Raw genomic sequence first — 18,622 nt, forward strand, 5'->3', positions numbered from 1 at the left:
AGATGGATCTTTAAACCAGCCATTAGCCTGCCTAGGATGCAAGCATTCGCCAAGGAATATTTCCATGTACACACCGCGCGCCTTTGCCCTCGATGATTTGCCCGAAATCCAGCAACTGATCCAGCACACTCGCCTGGCACAGCTTGTGACCTTTGGTGAGCAAGGCTTGCTGGCCAGCCACTTACCGCTGTTGCTCAACCCCGATGAGGGCCCGAACGGCACGCTGTACGGGCACCTGGCCAAAGCCAATCCTCAATGGAAGGATTTGCAGAACGGCAGCGAAGCCCTGGTCATTTTTGCCGGTGCCGAGGCCTATATCAGCCCGGCGTTTTATCCGGCCAAGGCCGAGCACGGCAAAGTAGTGCCTACCTGGAACTACATCGCGGTGCACGCCTATGGCACGCCTGAGGTGTTCAGCGACGCAGAGCGCTTGCTCAGCGTGGTCACGGCGCTGACGGATCGCCATGAATCAGGCCGCGCCCAACCCTGGAAAGTCAGCGACGCCCCGGCCGACTACATTGAAGGCATGCTCAAGGCCATCGTCGGCTTCGCCCTGCCAGTGGAGCGCCTGATCGGCAAACGCAAACTCAGCCAGAACCGCAGCCCGGCCGACATGGCCGGCGTGCGCGAAGGTCTTGCTGCCAGTGCGGACGTGCGCGACCAGACACTCGCCCGCTTTATTCCCCAAGGAGTTTCAGAATGAGCCCGATCGACATTCGCCCCGTCACCGCCGCCGACCACGCCGCGTGGTTGCCGTTGTGGCAAGCGTACTTGACGTTCTACAACACCGAGCTGCCGGACGCCGTGAGCCAAAGCACCTGGCAACGGCTGATCGACGCCAACGAGCCGACCCATTCGGCGTTGGCCTGGCAGGATGGCAAGGCGGTGGGCATGGTCAACTTCATCTACCACCGCTCCAATTGGAGCATCGAAAACTCCTGCTACCTGCAGGATCTGCTGGTGGACCCGGCCCAACGCGGCACCGGTGTCGGCCGCAAGCTGATCGAATTCGTCTACGCCACCGCCAAGGCCGATGGATGTGCCAAGGTGCACTGGCTGACTCACGAAACCAACGCCACTGCGATCCAGCTGTACGAACGCATCGCCGAACGCCCGGGTTTCATCCAATTTCGCAAAGGCCTTTAAGGAGCGCAACATGTCCACTTCCCTCGCCGACTGGAAAGGCGTCCCGGCACCGACCGTGCAACTGCTTGAAGGGCGTTTTATCCGCCTGGAAAAACTCGACCCCACGTGCCATGGCGATGATTTATTTCAAGCGCTGCAAGGTCCCGATGCCGACCCGAAACTCTGGGATTACCTGCCCTACGGCCCTTTCCCGGAACGCAGCGCCTTCAATGACTGGCTGAACAACCACGCAGCCCACAAAGACCCGTATTTTTTCAGCGTGATCGATCGCTCAACGGGCCAAGTGCAGGGCATCCTCAGCCTGATGTCCATCGTCCCCGAGCACGGTCGCATCGAAATCGGCCACGTCACCTTTGGCGCGCCGATGCAGCGCTCGCCCAAGAGCACCGAGGCGGTATACCTGCTGGCCAAATACGCGTTCGACCAAGGCAACCGCCGCCTGGAGTGGAAGTGCAACAACGCCAATGGCCGTTCCAAATACGCAGCTGAGCGATTGGGGTTCAGCTTCGAGGGCGTGTTCCGCCAGCACACAGTGGTGAAAGGCAAGAACCGGGATACCGCGTGGTACTCGATCATCGATTCGGAGTGGCCGAAGATTGAGGCGGGTTTTGAGGAGTGGTTGTCGCAGGCCAATCAGAGCGGTGATGGACAAGTGAAAAGCCTGGCGCAGTGCCGCGCCTGATGACGTAGAGGATTGTTCCCACAGGGGTGGGAACAGTCGCATCAAAGATCGCGCCGAACCTTCACCACGCCCATCCTCAACCCGAACGGCCTGAACACCGCATTCAGCGACTTCAGGGTCTGATTGCCCTCGCCATGCTCGATATGCACCAAGGTCCGCACCGAGATTTTGCACATCCTGGCAAATTGGCTTTGGTGCAGGCCAGTGACTTCGGTGCGCAGACGGCGTACGGCGTCGCCTATTTCAAGCGAACCATTGGTTAGGCCTTGTTCAATACTTTCAATGACGCGCGCCCGCTGATCAATCGAAAGGCTCATCTCAACCCCCAGGTTTTCAAGCGCTGATCAAGGTCACGCAAGCCAAAACAACACGGACTGGCGAAGCCGTTTTGGGGCTCGGCAAAATCCAAGGTCATCGCATCCTGCCAACGGCCCGTTTCAAAAACCTGGAGGGTAAGCCTGAGAGGGGTGTCTATCGGCAATTTAATGCACCTGAAAGTTAAGGGTCGCCATTTAAACTGCAATATAGTGCATAAAATTAAAGAGCGTCGCCTAAAAAGCGCAATAAAATGCAAACCCATCAACCGCTAAGCTCAGAGCGGCCAATGGCAGATGCGTTTTTAATCGCGCCGCACTAGAGACAACTCCCGCAAACCAGAGGTCGGTAGCCTGACAGTTATCGCCTCGCCATCTCGCTAAATTCCCGGCCTCATTCATCAGAGGTTGGGAATTCATGCCCTTTACACAGCACAAACTTGCATTTGTCATCGCCCTCGCCCTCAGCGCCGCCAGCCTTCAATCCGCGCAAGCGCGAGGCGATATCGGATATAACCCATACGCGTTTCAACCCTACGATGCGCTGCCGGATGAGTGGGATGACGAATCCGAAATCGAAGCCGCCCCAGTCGATAACTACCTCACCCAGAGAGCCACCTCGCACAATGGCTTGCAAGTGGCCAAGGTGCTGGAGCCTGCGCTGATTAGGTTACTGGAGTCCGGGAAGCTGACCTCCGAGCAAATCAAAGCCCTGGAAAAATTTGGCGATGGGCTGGAAAAGCAACCCGGCGGGATCGGCGCAAGCCTTGAGCAATTGGCCGGTAGCCAGAACGCCAACCTCGCTGGTGCAACGCAAAACACCACGCAGCAACTGAGTAACCAATTGCTCTCGACGCTGCGCACGCTGCCAACTGACGACAACGGTCACTTCTGGGTGCAGGGCGTGGGCAACGGCGGCAGCCTCGACAAACAAGGCGGCAGCGCCGGCCTGAAACACGATACACACGGCCTGTTGTTGGGTGCCGACTGGGCAGTGGATCATGCTTGGCGGGTTGGGGTCATGGGCGTCAAATCCAGCAGCAATCTCAATGCACAACGCTTCTCCGCCGACCTGGACAGCTGGCACCTGGGTGGTTATGCCGTGCGTACGGACGGGCCACTGGCCCTACGTCTGGGAGCGATCTACAGCGACCATGCCGGCCGGAACAAACGTAATGTCAACCTGCTCGACTACAAGGAGCAGCTAAAGGGCAGCTACAACGCTCAAAGCCAAACCCTGTTCTCCGAGCTGGGCTATCAACTGGGCAGTGCCGATGTCAGCGTCGAGCCCTTCGCTGGCATCGGCTTCCAACGCTACCACCGCGACAGTTTCAAGGAAACGGGAGGTTTGACGGCGTTGAACGTGGGCGCGCAAACCCAACAAAACCTGAGCAGCACCTTCGGCCTGCGCCTGGCAACGGTGTATCGGTTCGATAGGCAGATCAGCCTCACCCCCCACCTCAGCACAGGCTGGAAGCACCTCTACGGCGAAGTCGACAGCAAAGTCCACCATTCCTACCGTGCCCTGCCAGGACTGATAGACGGCTTCACCGTCAAGGGCACCTCGCTCGACCGAAATAGCCTGGACATGCAAGCCGGCCTGGACCTCGCGTTGTCGACACAACACACCTTAGGCCTGACCTACAGCGCCCAAGCCGGTACAAACAGCCGTAACCAAGGCTTGATGGGCCAATGGAGGATGAGCTTCTAACCCCGTCAAATTTCGGGCAAAAAAAAGGGGAGCACCTGCCCCCCCGAGGATTAAACGGTCGTGTCGAAGGCTGTATCAGCCTTCGATCTCAATCAGGATTTCGCCAGGGTTGACCCGGTCGCCCTTGGCCACATGAACGGCGGTCACCTTGCCGGCAATGGCTGCCTGCACTTCGGTTTCCATCTTCATGGCTTCGGTGATCAGCACGGCCTGGCCGGCCTTGACCACGTCGCCTTCCTTGACCAGCACGTCGACGATATTGCCCGGCATCGCGGTGCTGACATGGCCCGGCGCGGTGGCGTGTTTGCGGTTGCTGCTGCCGCCGCTGACAAACTCGTTGAGCGGTTCGAACACCACTTCTTCCGGCATGCCGTCGATAGACAGGTAGAAGTGACGCTTGCCTTCAGCCTTCACGCCCACACCGGTGATGTCCACGCGGTAGCTTTCGCCGTGCACGTCGATGACGAACTCGGTCGGCACGCCTTCACCACCGGCACGGGCCACGCCGCCGGCTTCTGGGATGGGCAGCAACACTTCCGGCGCCAGGGTGCCGGCATCGCGTTCTTCGAGGAACTTGCGCCCGATGTCCGGGAACATGGCGTAGGTCAGCACGTCTTCTTCGGACTTGGCCAACGCGCCGATTTCGCCGCGCAACTTGGTCATCTCCGGCTTGAGCAGGTCAGCCGGGCGCACGTCGATCACTTCTTCGCTGCCGATGGCCTGGCGACGCAGTTTCTCGTTCACGGTGCCCGGCGCCTTGCCGTAGCCGCCCTGCAGGTAGAGCTTCACTTCGTTGGTGATGGTCTTGTAGCGCTCGCCGGCCAGCACGTTGAAGAACGCCTGGGTGCCGACGATCTGCGAGGTCGGCGTCACCAGCGGTGGGAAGCCGAGGTCTTCACGCACGCGCGGGATTTCGGCCAGCACTTCGCTCATGCGGTTGAGGGCGCCCTGCTCTTTCAACTGGTTGGCCAGGTTGGAAATCATCCCGCCCGGCACCTGATTGACTTGCACACGGGTGTCGACGGCGGTGAATTCGCTTTCGAACTGGTGGTATTTCTTACGCACGGCGTAGAAGTACAGACCGATTTCCTGCAGCAGTTCCAGGCTCAGGCCGGTGTCGAATTCGCTGCCTTTAAGAGCGGCGACCATCGACTCGGTCCCTGGGTGGCTGGTGCCCCAGGCAAAGCTGGAGATGGCGGTGTCGATGTGGTCGGCACCGTTTTCAATGGCTTTCAGTTGGCACATCGCGGCCAAACCGGCGGTGTCATGCGAGTGGATAAAGATCGGCAGTGTCTGCTCGGCCTTCAGCGCCTTGACCAGCTCGCCGGTGGCATACGGCGTCAGCAGACCGGCCATGTCCTTGATCGCGATGGAATCGCAACCCATGGCTTCCAGTTGCTTGGCCTGGGCCACGAACGCTTCAACGGTGTGCACCGGGCTGGTGGTGTAGGCGATGGTGCCTTGGGCGTGTTTGCCGGCGGCTTTCACCGCTTCGATCGCCACGCGCAGGTTACGCACGTCGTTCATGGCGTCGAAGATGCGGAACACGTCGATGCCATTCACCGCGGCTTTGGCGACGAAGGCTTTGACCACGTCGTCGCTGTAATGGCGGTAGCCCAGCAGGTTCTGACCACGCAGCAGCATTTGCAGGCGCGTGTTGGGCAACGCGGCGCGCAGTTTGCGCAGGCGCTCCCACGGGTCTTCTTTCAGGAAGCGCACGCAGGCGTCGAAGGTCGCGCCGCCCCAGACTTCCAGGGACCAGTAGCCGACTTTGTCGAGCTTGTCGCAGATCGGCAGCATGTCGTCGGTGCGCATGCGGGTCGCGAGCAACGATTGGTGGGCGTCGCGCAGGATGGTGTCGGTGACAAAGATTTTCTTGGACATTGTTGTATTCCTCACAGGCCTGCGTGGGCGGCGATGGCGGCGGCGATGGCCAGGGCCAGCTCTTCGGGTTTGCGCTTGATCGAGTAGTTGGTCAGTTCAGGGTGGGCCTCAACGAAGCTGGTGTTGAACTGGCCGCTGCGGAATTCCGGGTTGCGCAGGATTTCCTGGTAATAGGCGGCGGTGGTCTTCACGCCTTGCAGGCGCATGTCGTCCAGGGCACGCAGGCCGCGGTCCATGGCTTCTTCCCAGGTCAACGCCCACACCACCAGTTTCAGGCACATGGAGTCGTAGAACGGCGGGATGGTGTAGCCGGTGTAGATCGCCGTATCGGTACGCACGCCAGGACCGCCGGGCGCGTAGTAACGGGTGATCTTGCCGAAGCTCGGGAGGAAGTTGTTCTTTGGGTCTTCGGCGTTGATACGGAACTGCAACGCGAAACCACGGTGCTGGATGTCTTCCTGTTTCACCGACAGCGGCAGGCCCGAGGCGATGCGGATTTGTTCGCGGACGATGTCGATCCCGGTGATTTCTTCGGTGATGGTGTGTTCCACCTGCACGCGGGTGTTCATCTCCATGAAATACACCTCGCCCTCGGCGAGCAGGAACTCCACGGTGCCGGCGTTCTCGTAGCCCACCGCCTTGGCGGCACGTACCGACAGGTCGCCGATGTAGGCGCGCTGTTCCGGTGTCAGTTGCGGGCTTGGAGCGATTTCAATGAGCTTCTGGTTACGACGCTGGATCGAGCAATCGCGCTCGAACAGGTGCACCACGTTGCCGAAGCTGTCACCGAGGATCTGCGCTTCGATGTGCTTGGGATTGACGATGCACTTTTCCAGGAACACTTCCGCCGAACCGAACGCCTTGGTGGCCTCGGAGATGACACGGGGGAAGGCTTGTTCAAGTTCTTCGCGGCTGTTGCAACGACGGATACCACGGCCACCACCACCGGAAGTGGCCTTGAGCATTACCGGGTAACCGATGCGGTCGCCTTCGGTGAGTGCTTCGTGGATGTCCGCAACGTTACCTTCGGTGCCCGGCGTGACCGGCACACCGGCCTTGATCATGCTGCGGCGCGCTTCAGTCTTGTCGCCCATGCGGCGAATCACTTCCGCCGACGGACCGATGAATTTGATACCACGTTCGGCGCAGATATCCGCCAGTTCGGCGTTCTCCGACAAAAAGCCGTAACCGGGGTGCAGCGCATCACAACCGGTTTCCACCGCCAGGTTCACCAACTTGCGCGGGTTCAGGTAGCCAGCCAGGGGCTCGGCACCAATGCTGTGGGCTTCGTCGGCACGCTTGACGTGCAACGCGTGGCGGTCGGCGTCGGAGTAGACCGCGACCGAGCGAATGCCCATCTCGGCGCAGGCACGCACGATGCGTACGGCAATTTCACCACGGTTGGCGATCAGGATCTTTTTTATCACTTGGAAATTCCCTTGAGCCGATTGCTGCGTTCTTCGACCCGCTGGATCCGGGTCGGCGCGTGACCAAATGTTTCATGACAGTCGCGAGACACACACTAAGCCTGCCGAGGGATTAACAAAAATCAATAATTATTGGGTCGTGCATAAGTAAAGACTTATAGTTGAGCACATCAGGTTTTGCGGGAGCGTACTAGAAATGCGTAAGTCATTGATGCGTATGACATTGCGTCAATTGCAGATCTTCAATGAAGTGTGCGATTTGCGCTCCTACAGCCGCGCCGCCGAGGAAATGTCCCTCACACAACCCGCCGTTAGCCTACAAATTCGCCAGTTGGAAGAGCTGATCGGCCAGCCGCTGTTCGATTATGTCGGCAAAAAGCTCTACATGACCGAAGCCGCCGAGGCGCTACAGCGTGCCAGCCGCGACATTTTCGGGCGCCTGGAAAACCTCGATATGCAGCTCTCGGACATGCAGGGTTCGCTGCAAGGCCAGTTGAAGCTGGCGATTGAGTCCAGTGCCAAGTACTTCGTGCCGCACCTGTTTGCCGCCTTCAAGCGCCAGCACCCGGAAGTGCAGTTACACCTCACCGTGGTGAACCGCGCCCAAGTGATCCGCAGGCTTTCGGACAACCGCGATGACCTGGTGATCATGTCCATGGTGCCTCAGGACATGGGCCTGGAATTCCTGCCGTTCCTCAACAACCCGATCGTCGCCGTAGCGCCACCTGATCACCCGCTGAGCCTGCAAGGTCCACTGCGCCTGCAGGACCTGGAACCCTACACGCTGCTGCTGCGCGAACCGGGTTCCGGTACGCGACTGGCGTGCGAGGAGTATTTCAAGGAGAAACGCGTGCACTTCACCCAGACGGTGGAAGTGGCCTCGGCCGAGGCGCAGCGCGAGTGTGTCTGCGCGGGGTTAGGCGTGGCGTTGTTGACGCGTCACGCGGTCAACATGGAACTGGCCACCGGCGGGCTCAAGGAGCTGCCGGTGGAAGAGCTGCCGCTGTACCGCAGTTGGTGCCTGGTGCAGGCCAAGGCCAAGCGCCTGTCACCGGTGGCCCATGCGTTCCTGGGCTTTATCCGCAGCGAACGGGCGCAGATCAGCGTATTGGCTGAGCGTTTCGCTGGGCAGCCGCGGGTGCCTGCCAGTGGAGTTCCGGATAGTCACTGATGCTCTGGAGCAGTTGGCGCTCCTCGCAACGGTCTTCGATTGCGCGACGGAACGCCATGCGGCGTTGGTCTTCCTGCTGACGACGGGTTTTGACGGAGCTGTTGCTGTCTTCGTAAGGCCGGGCCATTTGGAGTCTCCCAATGCGAGTGCGGGGAGCTCAGGATGGCCCTGGGCGATGACGGTTTGGCGGCGCGGGGATTACAAACTGATGAAAGTTTGATCAATCATCCAATGCTTTGACGGATTTCGGTGACAGGCGAAGGCTGCGCAGACTGCGCTTCACGCTCTTGAGGTGGTTGACCAGGCTCGGCCCACGCGCCATGGCCACGCCCATCGCCAGCACGTCGATCACCACCAGGTGGGCGATTCGCGAAGTCAGTGGCGTGTAGATCTCGGTGTCTTCATGCACGTCGATCGCCAGATTGACCGTGGACAGTTCCGCCAACGGCGTCTGGCTCGGGCACAGGGTGATCAGCGACGCGCCGCTTTCACGCACCAGGTTGGCGGTGATCAGCAGGTCTTTGGAACGGCCCGACTGGGAAATGCAGATAGCCACGTCGGTAGGCTTCAAAGTCACCGCCGACATCGCCTGCATATGCGGGTCGCTGTAGGCCGCTGCGGTGAGCAACAGGCGGAAAAACTTGTGCTGGGCATCGGCAGCCACCGCGCCAGAGGCACCAAAACCATAGAACTCGACACGCTGGGCCTGGGACATGGCGGTCACGGCCTTTTGCAACTCCACCGGGTCGAGCTTCTCGCGCACTTCCATGAGGGTGTGCAGGGTGGTGTCGAAAATTTTCAGGCTGTAGTCGGCGACGGAGTCGTCTTCATGGATCGCGAACTGGCCGAAGCTGGCACCAGCGGCCAGGCTTTGCGCCAGCTTGAGTTTCAAGTCCTGGAAACCGGAGCAACCGATGGCGCGGCAGAAGCGCACGATGGTCGGTTCGCTGATGCCCACGCTGTGCGCCAGGTCGGCCATGGAACTGTGCATCACAGCCGCAGGGTCAAGCAGCACGTGATCGGCAACCTTGAGTTCCGATTTGCGTAACAGGTGGCGCGACTGGGCGATATGTTGCAACAGGTTCAAAGGGCAGGACTCTTGTTATGGGCAGGGCCAGGGATGTAGCAAGTTTGTAGTTATACTACAAGAATTGTCGTTTTGCCCGTCCGACGCATCACTAAATCGCCCTGCTCCCCTTTGAATCTAGGGGCGGCCAAGTTGTAGCCCCAGGGGCGCCCCAGGCATCACTAGGGAAAATCTGCATTTTTCCGTAACAAATCTGCCAGCCCTTCGGCCTGCATCGGCCGACTGATCAAATAGCCCTGCACTTCGTCACAACGCTCACCGCGCAGGAAATCCAACTGCTGCTGATCTTCCACGCCTTCAGCCACCACCTTGAGCGCAAGGCCGTGGGCCATGGCGATAATGGCGCGGGTGATGGCGGCGTCTTCACGCCCCTGGCCCAGCCCACGGATGAAGGTCTGGTCGATCTTCACGTAGTCCACGGGAATGCGCTTGAGGTAGCTGAGGGACGAATAACCGGTGCCGAAATCGTCGATCGCCAGCTTCACGCCCAGGTCCCGCAGTTGCTGGAAGGTCGCGATGATGTGTTCGACGCTGTCGAGCAACTGGCTTTCGGTCAGCTCCAGCTCCAGGTACTGCGGGTCCAGGCCGGTTTCTTCGAGCACCTGGCGCACCAGGCTGACCAGCTTGCCCTGGCGCAGTTGATGCACCGACAGGTTCACCGACACTCGGATCGGCGCCAGGCCCTGGCGCTGCCATTCACACGCCTGCCAGCAAGCCTCGCGCAGCACGAACTCGCCCAGCGGCACGATCAGGCCGGTCTCTTCGGCCAGGCCGATAAAATCCCCCGGCGGCACCATGCCCCACTGCGGATGGTCCCAGCGGATCAACGCTTCGGCGGCATTCAGCTTGCCGGTGGCCAGGCACAGTTTCGGTTGGTAGAACACCGTGAGCTGCCGCTCTTCGATGGCCTTGCGCAGATGGTTTTCCAGCTGCAAACGCTCCAGCGTGCTGGCTTGCAGGCTGTCGGTGTAGAACTGGAAATTATTGCCGCCCAGGTGCTTGGCATGTTGCATGGCCATGTTGGATTGGCTGACCAATGCGGAAATTTCCCGCGCGTTGTCTGGCAACAAGCTGACGCCCATCGAAGCACTGACCACCAACTCATGGCCTTCCACCGTCACCGGCACACGCAGTTTGGCCAGCAACCGCGTGGCAACCCGCGCCAGGCTCGACAAGTTGCCGTAGGCGTCGAACAACACGGCGAATTCGTCGCCGGACAGGCGCGCGATGGTGTCAGCCTCGGGTAGCGCATTGATCAGGCGACGCGCCATTTTCTGCAGTAACTGGTCGGCGACTTCATGACCCAGGCTGTCATTGAGCAGCTTGAAGCGGTCGAGATTGATGTGCAGCAGCGCCAGGCTACGCCCGCCCTGGCGGACCCGCTGGTGGGCCTCGCGCAGCCGTTCGCGGAACAGCGAGCGGTTGGCCAGCCCGGTCAATTCGTCGTAATGCGTGAGGTAGCGCATGCGCTCTTCGGACTCGCGCCGCGCCGAGAGATCGGCGAAGAAGCCCACGATGTGGCTGACTTTTCCCCGGATATCGCGCACCACATTCAACTGCAGCCACTGCGGGTACAGCTCGCCGTTCTTGCGCGTCTCCACCAGTTCACCCTGCCAGGTGCCGTGGCTGAGCAACGCCTGGCGGATCACCGGGAAGTGACGGCGAGCGTCACGGCTGCTGGGCAGTTCGACCACATTGCGGCCGATCATATCGTCGGTTTCAAAGCCGGTGACACGACTGAACGCCTGGTTGACCGCAATCAGCTTGTAGTCCGGATCGAGGATCACAATGCCTTCGCTGGCGGCCTCGAATACCGTCGACGCCAAACGCTGCTGTTCTTCCAAGGCCTTGCCGGCAGTGATATCGCGACGAGTACCGAGCATGCGCGTGACCCGCCCACTGGGGGCGCGCTCTACGGCGCGTCCACGGTCTTCGATCCACACCCAGTGCCCATCGCCGTGGCGCACGCGGTATTCCACCTGGTAGTCCTCGCTGCGGCCCTTGAGGTGTTCTACCAAGGCACGCTTGAGCAGCGGCAGGTCTTCGGGATGCAGGCGCGGCTTGAGGTGGCTGAGCATCGCCGTGACGTATTCCGGCTCCAGGCCAAACAGTTCCTTGAGCTGGGTGTGATGGACTTCGTCGGTTTGCAGGTTCCAGTCCCACAGGCCCAACTCACTGGCTTGCAGCGCCATGGCCAGGCGCGCTTCGCTTTTATTCAGGGCCAGGCTGGCAGCGTCCAGCTCCTGGCTGCGTTGGGCCACGCGGTCTTGCAGGCCGATCTGGGCCTCGCGCAACTCCTGTTCGACCTGACGGCGCTGTTCGACTTCGCGCACCAGTTCCTGATTGAGTTGCTCGCTGCGCTGTTGTGCCTGCTGCAGATGCTCGATCAACGCCTGGTTCTGGAAGCGGCGCAGCAACCCGCGCTGGATCAGGCGGTTGACCTGCCATGCCACCAGGCTCAAGGACGCCAGCAGGATCAGGCCAAGCACGCCCCAACCGCGCTGCTGCGGATCGCCCGTCCAGAACAAATAGACGATAGCCGGCACCAGGCACGGCAAGGCAAACGACAAGAACGCCGGCAAGCTCACGGCATAGGCCACGCTGGCCGACAGCGTCGCCGCGCCGATCAGGCCGAACACCCAGGCCTGTTGCATGAAGCTGTCCACCGGCACCAGCGCGATGGCGGCCGTAGCCAAGGTCAGGCCGCTGACGGCCGAGCCAAGCATGAACATACGCCGCCACACCGGTTGGGCCTGGCGACTGGGCATAGCCGAATCGAACGCCGCCACTTGGATCACGCGCATCGCCACCAAGGCCAGCAGCCAGACCAGCCAGATGCTGTCCAACAGGTATTGCTTGGGGTTCCACAACAGCCAGGCGCAGACCAGGCCATTGACCAACATCAATAGGGTCGGCAGCAGCGAGCCTTGATACAGCAGGCGCGTGCGCTCGACCGCCATTTCCGTGGCGTAGTGTTTGCGAAGAACCTGCGCGGGGGCCGTCGAGGGGCCGAGCAGGTCGGGGCTGAGGGTCATAGGCAGTGTTCTTATAATGGTGAGCCCGAAACGTCGACGGAGCATACACAAGCAAGCGCCTGGGCCAAACTGCTCTGCGTCATAAAAACTGCACGGTCGCGCAGCGCAAACTTCCGAGCCAGACGGCTTGAGCGAGACGCCGCGCGGGCTGTGGCCATTGACCGACCGGTCATCACCCTGAAGGTTTTCCGTCGACCACCCGGCATTGGTATTTGCCCCACTCACCCGGGCACCCTAGAATGCGCCGATGCGCGATGATCTCTCCCTTTTGCTGAACTCCCTCAACGATGCCCAACGCCAGGCCGTAGCGGCCCCCGTTGGCCGTCAGTTGGTCCTGGCCGGTGCTGGCTCCGGTAAAACCCGAGTGCTGGTGCACCGTATCGCCTGGTTGATCCAGGTCGAAAACGCGTCCCCGCATTCCATCCTGTCGGTGACCTTCACCAACAAGGCCGCCGCCGAGATGCGCCACCGCATCGAGCAGTTGATGGGCATCAGCCCGGCCGGCATGTGGGTAGGCACCTTCCACGGCCTGGCGCACCGCCTGTTGCGGGCGCACTGGCAGGAGGCGGGCCTGGCCCAGACCTTCCAGATCCTCGACAGCGATGACCAGCAACGCCTGGTCAAGCGCGTGATCCGCGAGCTCGGCCTCGACGAACAGCGTTGGCCAGCGCGTCAGGCGCAGTGGTTCATCAACGGCCAGAAAGACGAAGGCCTGCGCCCGCAACATATCCAGGCCAGCGGCGATTTGTTCCTGGCGACCATGCGCAGCATTTATGAAGCCTACGAGGCCGCCTGCGTGCGCGCCGGGGTCATCGACTTCTCCGAACTCCTGCTGCGCGCCCTCGACCTTTGGCGCGACAACCCAGGCCTGTTGGCCCATTATCAGAAGCGCTTCCGCCACATCCTGGTGGACGAGTTCCAGGACACCAACGCCGTGCAGTACGCCTGGTTGCGCTTGCTGGCCAAGGGCGGCGACAGCCTGATGGTGGTGGGCGACGACGACCAGTCGATCTACGGCTGGCGTGGCGCGAAAATCGAGAACATCTATCAGTATTCCGAAGACTTCCCGGACGCGGTGACCATCCGTCTGGAACAGAACTATCGCTCCACCGCCGGGATTCTCAAAGCGGCCAACGCCTTGATCGCCAACAACACCGGGCGCCTGGGCAAAGAGCTGTGGACCGACGGCGGCGAAGGCGAGGCGATCAACCTGTACGCCGCGTTCAACGAGCACGATGAAGCGCGCTACGTGGTGGAAACCATCGAAAGCGCACTGAAAACCGGCCTGGCGCGCAGTGATATCGCGATCCTGTACCGCTCCAACGCCCAATCGCGGGTCTTGGAAGAAGCCTTGCTGCGCGAACGCATCCCGTACCGCATCTATGGCGGCCAACGCTTCTTCGAGCGTGCCGAAATCAAGAACGCCATGGCTTACCTGCGTTTGCTGGAAGGTCGCGGCAACGATGCGGCGCTGGAACGGGTGATCAACATCCCGGCCCGTGGCATCGGCGAGAAAACCGTCGAGGCGATTCGTGACCACGCGCGCCATGCCGATGTGTCGATGTGGGAAGCCATGCGCTTGCTCATCGTCAACAAAGGCCTGACTGGCCGCGCGGCAGGCGCGCTGGGCGTGTTTGTCGAGTTGATCGAGAACCTGGCGGCCAAATGCGCGGAAATGCCGTTGCACCTGATGACCCAGACCGTGATCGAACAGTCCGGGCTCATCGCCTACCACGAAGCGGAAAAAGGCGAGAAAGGCCAGGCCCGGGTAGAAAACCTTGAGGAACTGGTGAGCGCCGCCCGTGCGTTCGAAAACACCGAGGAAGACGAGGAGCTGACGCCGCTGGCCGCGTTCCTCGGCCACGCATCACTGGAAGCCGGTGATACCCAGGCGGATGAGCATGAAGACAGCATCCAGCTGATGACCTTGCACAGCGCCAAGGGCCTGGAATTCCCGTATGTGTTCCTGGTGGGCATGGAAGAAGGCCTGTTCCCGCACAAGATGAGCCTGGAAGAACCCGGCCGGCTTGAGGAAGAACGCCGCCTGGCCTACGTGGGCATCACGCGCGCCATGCAGAACCTGGTGATGACCTACGCCGAGACCCGGCGCCTGTACGGCAGCGAGACCTACAACAAGGTGTCGCGCTTCGTACGTGAAGTGCCGAAGGGTCTGATCCAGGAAGTGCGGCTGTCCAACAGCGTCAGCCGCCCGTTCGGTGGTGGTCAGCAGCAGAACGCCAGCACGCTGTTCGCCGGTTCCGAGATCCCGGAAACCCAGTTCAGCCTTGGCCAGCAGGTCAGGCATTCAGTGTTTGGCGAAGGCGTGATCCTCAATTTCGAGGGCGCGGGTGCACAGGCGCGGGTGCAGGTGAATTTCGCCGAAGGCAGCAAGTGGCTGATGATGGGTTACGCGAAGCTCGAAGCCATCTGAAACATTTCCCAACATGAAGCTTATTGGCCCGCCCTTGTTTTTAACAGGCGCGGGCCAATATCTGCAATAAGTCCTACAGACCATTCTGATTCGGCCCTACGCAAAAGCCCGAAACATTATGTCGCTAGCCACTGCCGCTGCACCTGTGCAACATGGCGCGCGTGCAATCCACAAATGGGAATTCCCTTTATGAAACGTTTTCTTAGCATCGCCATGGCGTTGTGCATCGGCCTGACGATGAGCATCGACGCCAACGCCAAACGCTTCGGTGGCGGCAAAAGTTCCGGTGCGGCACCGACTCACCAGACCAGCCAAATGGCTCCATCCGCCGGCGGCATGGGCGGTGCAGCCGCGACCGCAGGCGCAGCCGGTGCTGCCGGCGCCGCTGCCAAGGCCGGCGGTGCTTCGCGCTGGTTGGGCCCTCTGGCCGGTATCGCTGCCGGTGGCCTGCTCGCTTCCATGTTCATGGGCGGCGGCTTCCAGGGCATGCAGATCTTCGACATGCTGATCCTGGCGGTCATCGCCTTCGTGATCTTCCGCTTTATCGCCGCCCGTCGCCGCAAGCAGCAGGAGCACCTGGCTCCAGCCGGCGCGCCGATGCAGCGTGAAGTGTTCGAGCAAAAACCAGCCATGGGCTCGATCTTCGGTGGCTCGGCAGCGCCTGCTGCAGCCCGTCCGGTGATCAACGCGCCGGCCTGGTTCAACGAAGAGCGTTTCGTCGAAGCGGCCCGTAGCCACTTCCAGTCCCTGCAGCAGCACTGGGACGCCAACGAAATGGACAAGATCGCCGAGTTCGTGACCCCGCAATTGCTGGAGTTCCTCAAGCGCGAACGTGCCGAGATCGGCGATGCGTTCCAGTCGACCTACATCGACGACCTGCGCGTCCAGCTGGAAGGTGTGGATGACCGCGCCGACAAGACCATCGCCACCCTGACGTTCAGCGGTGTGTCGAAGTCCTCGCGTTTCGACCAAGGCGAAGTGTTCAGCGAAAGCTGGAACATGGAGCGTCCACAAGGCGAGAACCAGCCTTGGCTGGTCGCCGGTATCCGCCAGAACGGCTGATACCCATGCGCTTAAGCATGCAGTAACAAAAACCCCGGACATGTTCCGGGGTTTTCTATTTCACGGTTGCACTTATAGCGAGCTACTGTATAAAACGCCCCTATAAACCGCGCCATCTAGCAAGAGGATCCCGGCCGTGGAAGAAATCATCGAACAATTGCGTGAAGCTAACGAACCGGTCCCGGTTCCTTTGGAGCTGCCTGACGAAGACCTGTTGGTGGAGATCGAGGAACAACTGTTCATCGACATCCCCTTTGTCTTCCGTGAATTTCTGCTGACCGTCAGCGACGTGGTGTACGGCAGCCTGGAACCGGTGACCGTCACCGACCCGCAATCCCACACCTACCTGCCCGATGTGGCGGCCAACGCCTGGGATGCCGGTGTTGATCGCAGCATGATCCCGATCTGCCAGGACGGTGATGACTACTACTGCGTCGAAGAAGACGGCACCGTGGTGCTGTGGTCCGGTGAAGAAGAACTCGTCACCGAAGAAACCTGGGAATCGGTATGGCACTGGGCGCGGGACGTCTGGCTGGAAAGCTGAGCCTCCTGTAGGAGCGAGCTTGCTCGCGAGAAACCCGAGAGCACCACTGCACGTCAGGTTTCCCGCGTTATCGTTAACGACCTTCGCGAGCAAGCTCGCTCCTACAGCGTGTCCTTGTGGTTATCGAGCGTCTCCAACAAGGCGACCTGCATCCGCGTATGCACGCGGATGAACCACCGCCAGAGCACAGCCGCCACTGCAGCCGTGACCACGGCGATCAGCACCAGCAACTTGTTGGTCGGCAGAATACTGGCCGACAAGGCTGCCAATAGCAGGAAGATCACCAGCAGCGACAGGATCGGGATCAACTCCGCGATCACCCGCCGTACGCGCTGGGTATGCCGCCCGGCCATTTCCGGCTTCACACTCATCTCCGCCAACAGCATCGACAGCGCCTTGAGCTTGCGATACGCCGCGATCAGGAATGGCAGCGACAATAGCAACGCCCCGCCCCAGATCAACGCCTTCTGCCAGCTCGGATCACTGATCCAGCCCTCCAGATACCCTCCGATACGCGCTGCGAAAAAGCTGCCGGCAAAGAAGATCGCCACCACCAGCGCCAGATTCACCCCGACTTGAAGGATGATCTTGCGGATCATCGACGCCAGCATCGCGCCTTCGCCCTGGGGCTGGATACTGCGCAACCATTCACCGTACATACCGAACACCCGGCTCAATCGCTTGGGCATGACCGCTGCAATCTTCAAGGACAGTGGGTCGGCACCGCGAATCAGATAGGGCGTGAGCAGTGTGGTAATGGCTGAAACCGCCACGGCGACGGGGTAGAGGAAGTCACTGGTCACCTGCAATGTCATCCCCAACGCCGCGATGATGAATGAAAACTCGCCAATCTGTGACAGCCCCATGCCCACGCGCAGTGAGGTACGGCCGTCATTGCCGGCGATAAACGCCCCCAGACCACAGGACAACATCTTGCCCAGCACCACCGCCACGGTGATCACCGCGATCGGCCAGGCGTATTGCAGCAGGATCTGCGGGTCGATCATCAAGCCGATGGCCACGAAGAAGATGGCGCTGAACATGTCGCGAACCGGCTCGATCAGTCGCTCGATCTTAATCAACTGACGGGATTCGGCCATGATCGCACCGATCAGGAACGCGCCCAGCACCATGCTGTATTCCAGCTTGACCACCAGCAGGCAGAAACCGAAACACAGTCCCAATACGGTGATCAGCAGCATCTCGTTGCTTTCGAACTTGGCCACGTAGGCCAGTAAACGCGGCACCAGCAAAATGCCGATGACCAACGCAACAATCATGAACAGCGACAGCTTACCGACCGTGGAAAACACCTCGCCGGAGCTGACCGTGCCGCTGACGGCAATGCTCGACAGCAAGGCGATGATGCCGATGCCGAGGATGTCCTCGACGATCAGCACGCCGAAAATAAGTTGGGCAAAGCGCTGATTCTTCATCTTCAGGTCATTGAGCGCCTTGACGATGATGGTGGTGGAGGAAATCGCCAGGATCGCGCCGAGGAACAGCGAGTCCATGGTGTTCCAGTCGAACCAGCGGCCGATCTCGTAGCCGATCCAGATCATCAGGATGATTTCCAGGAAAGCCGCGATGAAGGCAGTGGCACCGACCTTGAACAGCTTGCGCAGGCTGAATTCCAGACCCAGGCAGAACATCAGGAAGATCACCCCCAGCTCGGCGAGGGTCTTGATGGTGTCTTCGTCGTGGATCAGGCCGAACGGCGGGGTGTGCGGGCCGATGATGAATCCGGCGACGATGTAACCCAGCACCACCGGCTGCTTGAGGCGGTGAAACAGGATGGTGACAACCCCTGCCACCAGCATGATCACGGCCAGGTCCTGGATAAAGCTGATGGCGTGCATGGCGAGGGGCTCCTTGAGGGTACTGGCGCTTTTCCCACTTCCGCGCGCGCATTTGAACTGTCGCAAAGCGGAAGGAAAAGTCGACATTGATCGTAAGAAATGCCCTGAGGCGGGCTTTTGAAGGTTAACACCGCGACTTCCGGCAGAAAGCCGGTGCAATATATGGAAACAGATCGGTACGCGCGTGACGGCAAACCGCCCACTGGCGTCCCGTTAAGGAAGGCGCAGCAAAGATTCCAGCACCCGCAGAGGTGCCCCCCCAACCAATG

The 18,622-nt window shown here is 60.6% G+C and carries 15 protein-coding genes; 8 read left to right on the forward strand and 7 right to left on the reverse strand.

Annotation, left to right across the window (positions count from 1 at the left end; all coding sequences use genetic code 11):
- Positions 1 to 64 precede the first annotated feature (64 nt).
- From CI807_RS06055 to CI807_RS06065, 3 genes are read left to right on the forward strand one after another with little or no spacing between them, the layout of a single operon-like run.
- Positions 65 to 703, forward strand: a complete 639-nt coding sequence (locus CI807_RS06055) for an FMN-binding negative transcriptional regulator (protein ID WP_095014043.1) — start codon at positions 65 to 67, stop codon at positions 701 to 703.
- Entirely contained in the window at positions 700 to 1,146 is a 447-nt protein-coding gene (locus CI807_RS06060) for a GNAT family N-acetyltransferase (protein WP_095014044.1), read from the forward strand. The genes CI807_RS06055 and CI807_RS06060 overlap by 4 nt, the downstream gene beginning before the upstream one ends.
- A gap of 10 nt (positions 1,147 to 1,156) precedes the next feature.
- Entirely contained in the window at positions 1,157 to 1,828 is a 672-nt protein-coding gene (locus CI807_RS06065; protein ID WP_095014045.1) for a GNAT family N-acetyltransferase, read from the forward strand.
- A 41-nt stretch (positions 1,829 to 1,869) separates the two neighbouring features.
- On the opposite strand, the gene CI807_RS06070 is transcribed toward CI807_RS06065, so the two are convergent.
- Positions 1,870 to 2,145 (reverse strand): helix-turn-helix transcriptional regulator, encoded by a 276-nt coding sequence (locus CI807_RS06070; RefSeq protein WP_025854446.1) that lies wholly within the window; start codon positions 2,143 to 2,145, stop codon positions 1,870 to 1,872.
- A gap of 415 nt (positions 2,146 to 2,560) precedes the next feature.
- Between CI807_RS06070 and CI807_RS06075 the strand changes: the two genes are divergently transcribed.
- Positions 2,561 to 3,853, forward strand: coding sequence for an autotransporter domain-containing protein (locus CI807_RS06075; protein ID WP_095014046.1), 1,293 nt, complete (start codon positions 2,561 to 2,563; stop codon positions 3,851 to 3,853).
- A 75-nt stretch (positions 3,854 to 3,928) separates the two neighbouring features.
- On the opposite strand, the gene oadA is transcribed toward CI807_RS06075, so the two are convergent.
- Both oadA and CI807_RS06085 read right to left on the reverse strand, forming a co-directional pair.
- Entirely contained in the window at positions 3,929 to 5,737 is a 1,809-nt protein-coding gene (gene oadA / locus CI807_RS06080) for a sodium-extruding oxaloacetate decarboxylase subunit alpha (protein WP_016978661.1), read from the reverse strand.
- 11 nt (positions 5,738 to 5,748) lie between these two features.
- Complete coding sequence (locus tag CI807_RS06085) at positions 5,749 to 7,164, reverse strand: acetyl-CoA carboxylase biotin carboxylase subunit (RefSeq protein ID WP_016978663.1); 1,416 nt, start codon at positions 7,162 to 7,164, stop codon at positions 5,749 to 5,751.
- Between the two features lie 196 nt (positions 7,165 to 7,360).
- On the opposite strand from CI807_RS06085, the gene CI807_RS06090 reads away from it, so the two are divergent.
- Positions 7,361 to 8,335 carry a LysR family transcriptional regulator gene (locus CI807_RS06090; protein ID WP_095014047.1) on the forward strand — a complete coding sequence of 325 codons (975 nt, stop codon included), beginning with the start codon at positions 7,361 to 7,363 and terminating at the stop codon, positions 8,333 to 8,335.
- On the opposite strand, the gene CI807_RS31715 is transcribed toward CI807_RS06090, so the two are convergent.
- The 3 genes from CI807_RS31715 to CI807_RS06105 form a co-directional block, all read right to left on the reverse strand.
- On the reverse strand, positions 8,265 to 8,462 hold the full coding sequence (locus CI807_RS31715) for a PA3496 family putative envelope integrity protein (protein WP_095014048.1): 198 nt from the start codon (positions 8,460 to 8,462) through the stop codon (positions 8,265 to 8,267). The genes CI807_RS06090 and CI807_RS31715 overlap by 71 nt on opposite strands.
- Positions 8,463 to 8,555: 93 nt before the next feature.
- Positions 8,556 to 9,422 (reverse strand): transcriptional regulator HexR, encoded by an 867-nt coding sequence (hexR, locus tag CI807_RS06100; protein WP_003177007.1) that lies wholly within the window; start codon positions 9,420 to 9,422, stop codon positions 8,556 to 8,558.
- A 161-nt stretch (positions 9,423 to 9,583) separates the two neighbouring features.
- Positions 9,584 to 12,457 carry an EAL domain-containing protein gene (locus CI807_RS06105; RefSeq protein WP_095014049.1) on the reverse strand — a complete coding sequence of 958 codons (2,874 nt, stop codon included), beginning with the start codon at positions 12,455 to 12,457 and terminating at the stop codon, positions 9,584 to 9,586.
- Positions 12,458 to 12,704: 247 nt separating this feature from the next.
- Between CI807_RS06105 and uvrD the strand changes: the two genes are divergently transcribed.
- The 3 genes from uvrD to CI807_RS06120 all read left to right on the forward strand — a co-directional run bounded on the left by uvrD (position 12,705) and on the right by CI807_RS06120 (position 16,494).
- The gene (uvrD, locus tag CI807_RS06110; protein WP_095014050.1) at positions 12,705 to 14,888 is read left to right on the forward strand and encodes a DNA helicase II; all 2,184 of its coding nucleotides are present in this window, start codon (positions 12,705 to 12,707) and stop codon (positions 14,886 to 14,888) included.
- A gap of 189 nt (positions 14,889 to 15,077) precedes the next feature.
- Positions 15,078 to 15,950, forward strand: coding sequence for a Tim44 domain-containing protein (locus CI807_RS06115; protein WP_016978669.1), 873 nt, complete (start codon positions 15,078 to 15,080; stop codon positions 15,948 to 15,950).
- A gap of 136 nt (positions 15,951 to 16,086) precedes the next feature.
- A complete protein-coding gene (locus CI807_RS06120; protein ID WP_005792567.1) occupies positions 16,087 to 16,494 on the forward strand; it encodes an SMI1/KNR4 family protein in 408 nt (135 codons plus the stop codon).
- A gap of 101 nt (positions 16,495 to 16,595) precedes the next feature.
- On the opposite strand, the gene CI807_RS06125 is transcribed toward CI807_RS06120, so the two are convergent.
- Positions 16,596 to 18,353, reverse strand: coding sequence for a cation:proton antiporter (locus tag CI807_RS06125; RefSeq protein WP_095014051.1), 1,758 nt, complete (start codon positions 18,351 to 18,353; stop codon positions 16,596 to 16,598).
- Positions 18,354 to 18,622: the final 269 nt, after the last annotated feature.

It is taken from the genome of Pseudomonas sp. NS1(2017) (assembly GCF_002269425.1).
GTDB classification, from domain to species: Bacteria; Pseudomonadota; Gammaproteobacteria; order Pseudomonadales; family Pseudomonadaceae; genus Aquipseudomonas; species Aquipseudomonas reactans.

Bases quoted from the DNA above. Each gene is read 5' to 3' on its own strand.
- CI807_RS06065 (WP_095014045.1), top strand. From the start codon at position 1,157: ATGTCCACTTCCCTCGCCGACTGGAAAGGCGTCCCGGCACCGACCGTG.
- CI807_RS06055 (WP_095014043.1), top strand. From the start codon at position 65: ATGTACACACCGCGCGCCTTTGCCCTCGATGATTTGCCCGAAATCCAG.
- uvrD (WP_095014050.1), top strand. From the start codon at position 12,705: ATGCGCGATGATCTCTCCCTTTTGCTGAACTCCCTCAACGATGCCCAA.
- CI807_RS06115 (WP_016978669.1), top strand. From the start codon at position 15,078: ATGAAACGTTTTCTTAGCATCGCCATGGCGTTGTGCATCGGCCTGACG.
- CI807_RS06070 (WP_025854446.1), bottom strand. From the start codon at position 2,145: ATGAGCCTTTCGATTGATCAGCGGGCGCGCGTCATTGAAAGTATTGAA.
- CI807_RS06060 (WP_095014044.1), top strand. From the start codon at position 700: ATGAGCCCGATCGACATTCGCCCCGTCACCGCCGCCGACCACGCCGCG.
- CI807_RS06105 (WP_095014049.1), bottom strand. From the start codon at position 12,457: ATGACCCTCAGCCCCGACCTGCTCGGCCCCTCGACGGCCCCCGCGCAG.
- oadA (WP_016978661.1), bottom strand. From the start codon at position 5,737: ATGTCCAAGAAAATCTTTGTCACCGACACCATCCTGCGCGACGCCCAC.
- CI807_RS06075 (WP_095014046.1), top strand. From the start codon at position 2,561: ATGCCCTTTACACAGCACAAACTTGCATTTGTCATCGCCCTCGCCCTC.
- CI807_RS06125 (WP_095014051.1), bottom strand. From the start codon at position 18,353: ATGCACGCCATCAGCTTTATCCAGGACCTGGCCGTGATCATGCTGGTG.
- CI807_RS31715 (WP_095014048.1), bottom strand. From the start codon at position 8,462: ATGGCCCGGCCTTACGAAGACAGCAACAGCTCCGTCAAAACCCGTCGT.
- CI807_RS06090 (WP_095014047.1), top strand. From the start codon at position 7,361: ATGCGTAAGTCATTGATGCGTATGACATTGCGTCAATTGCAGATCTTC.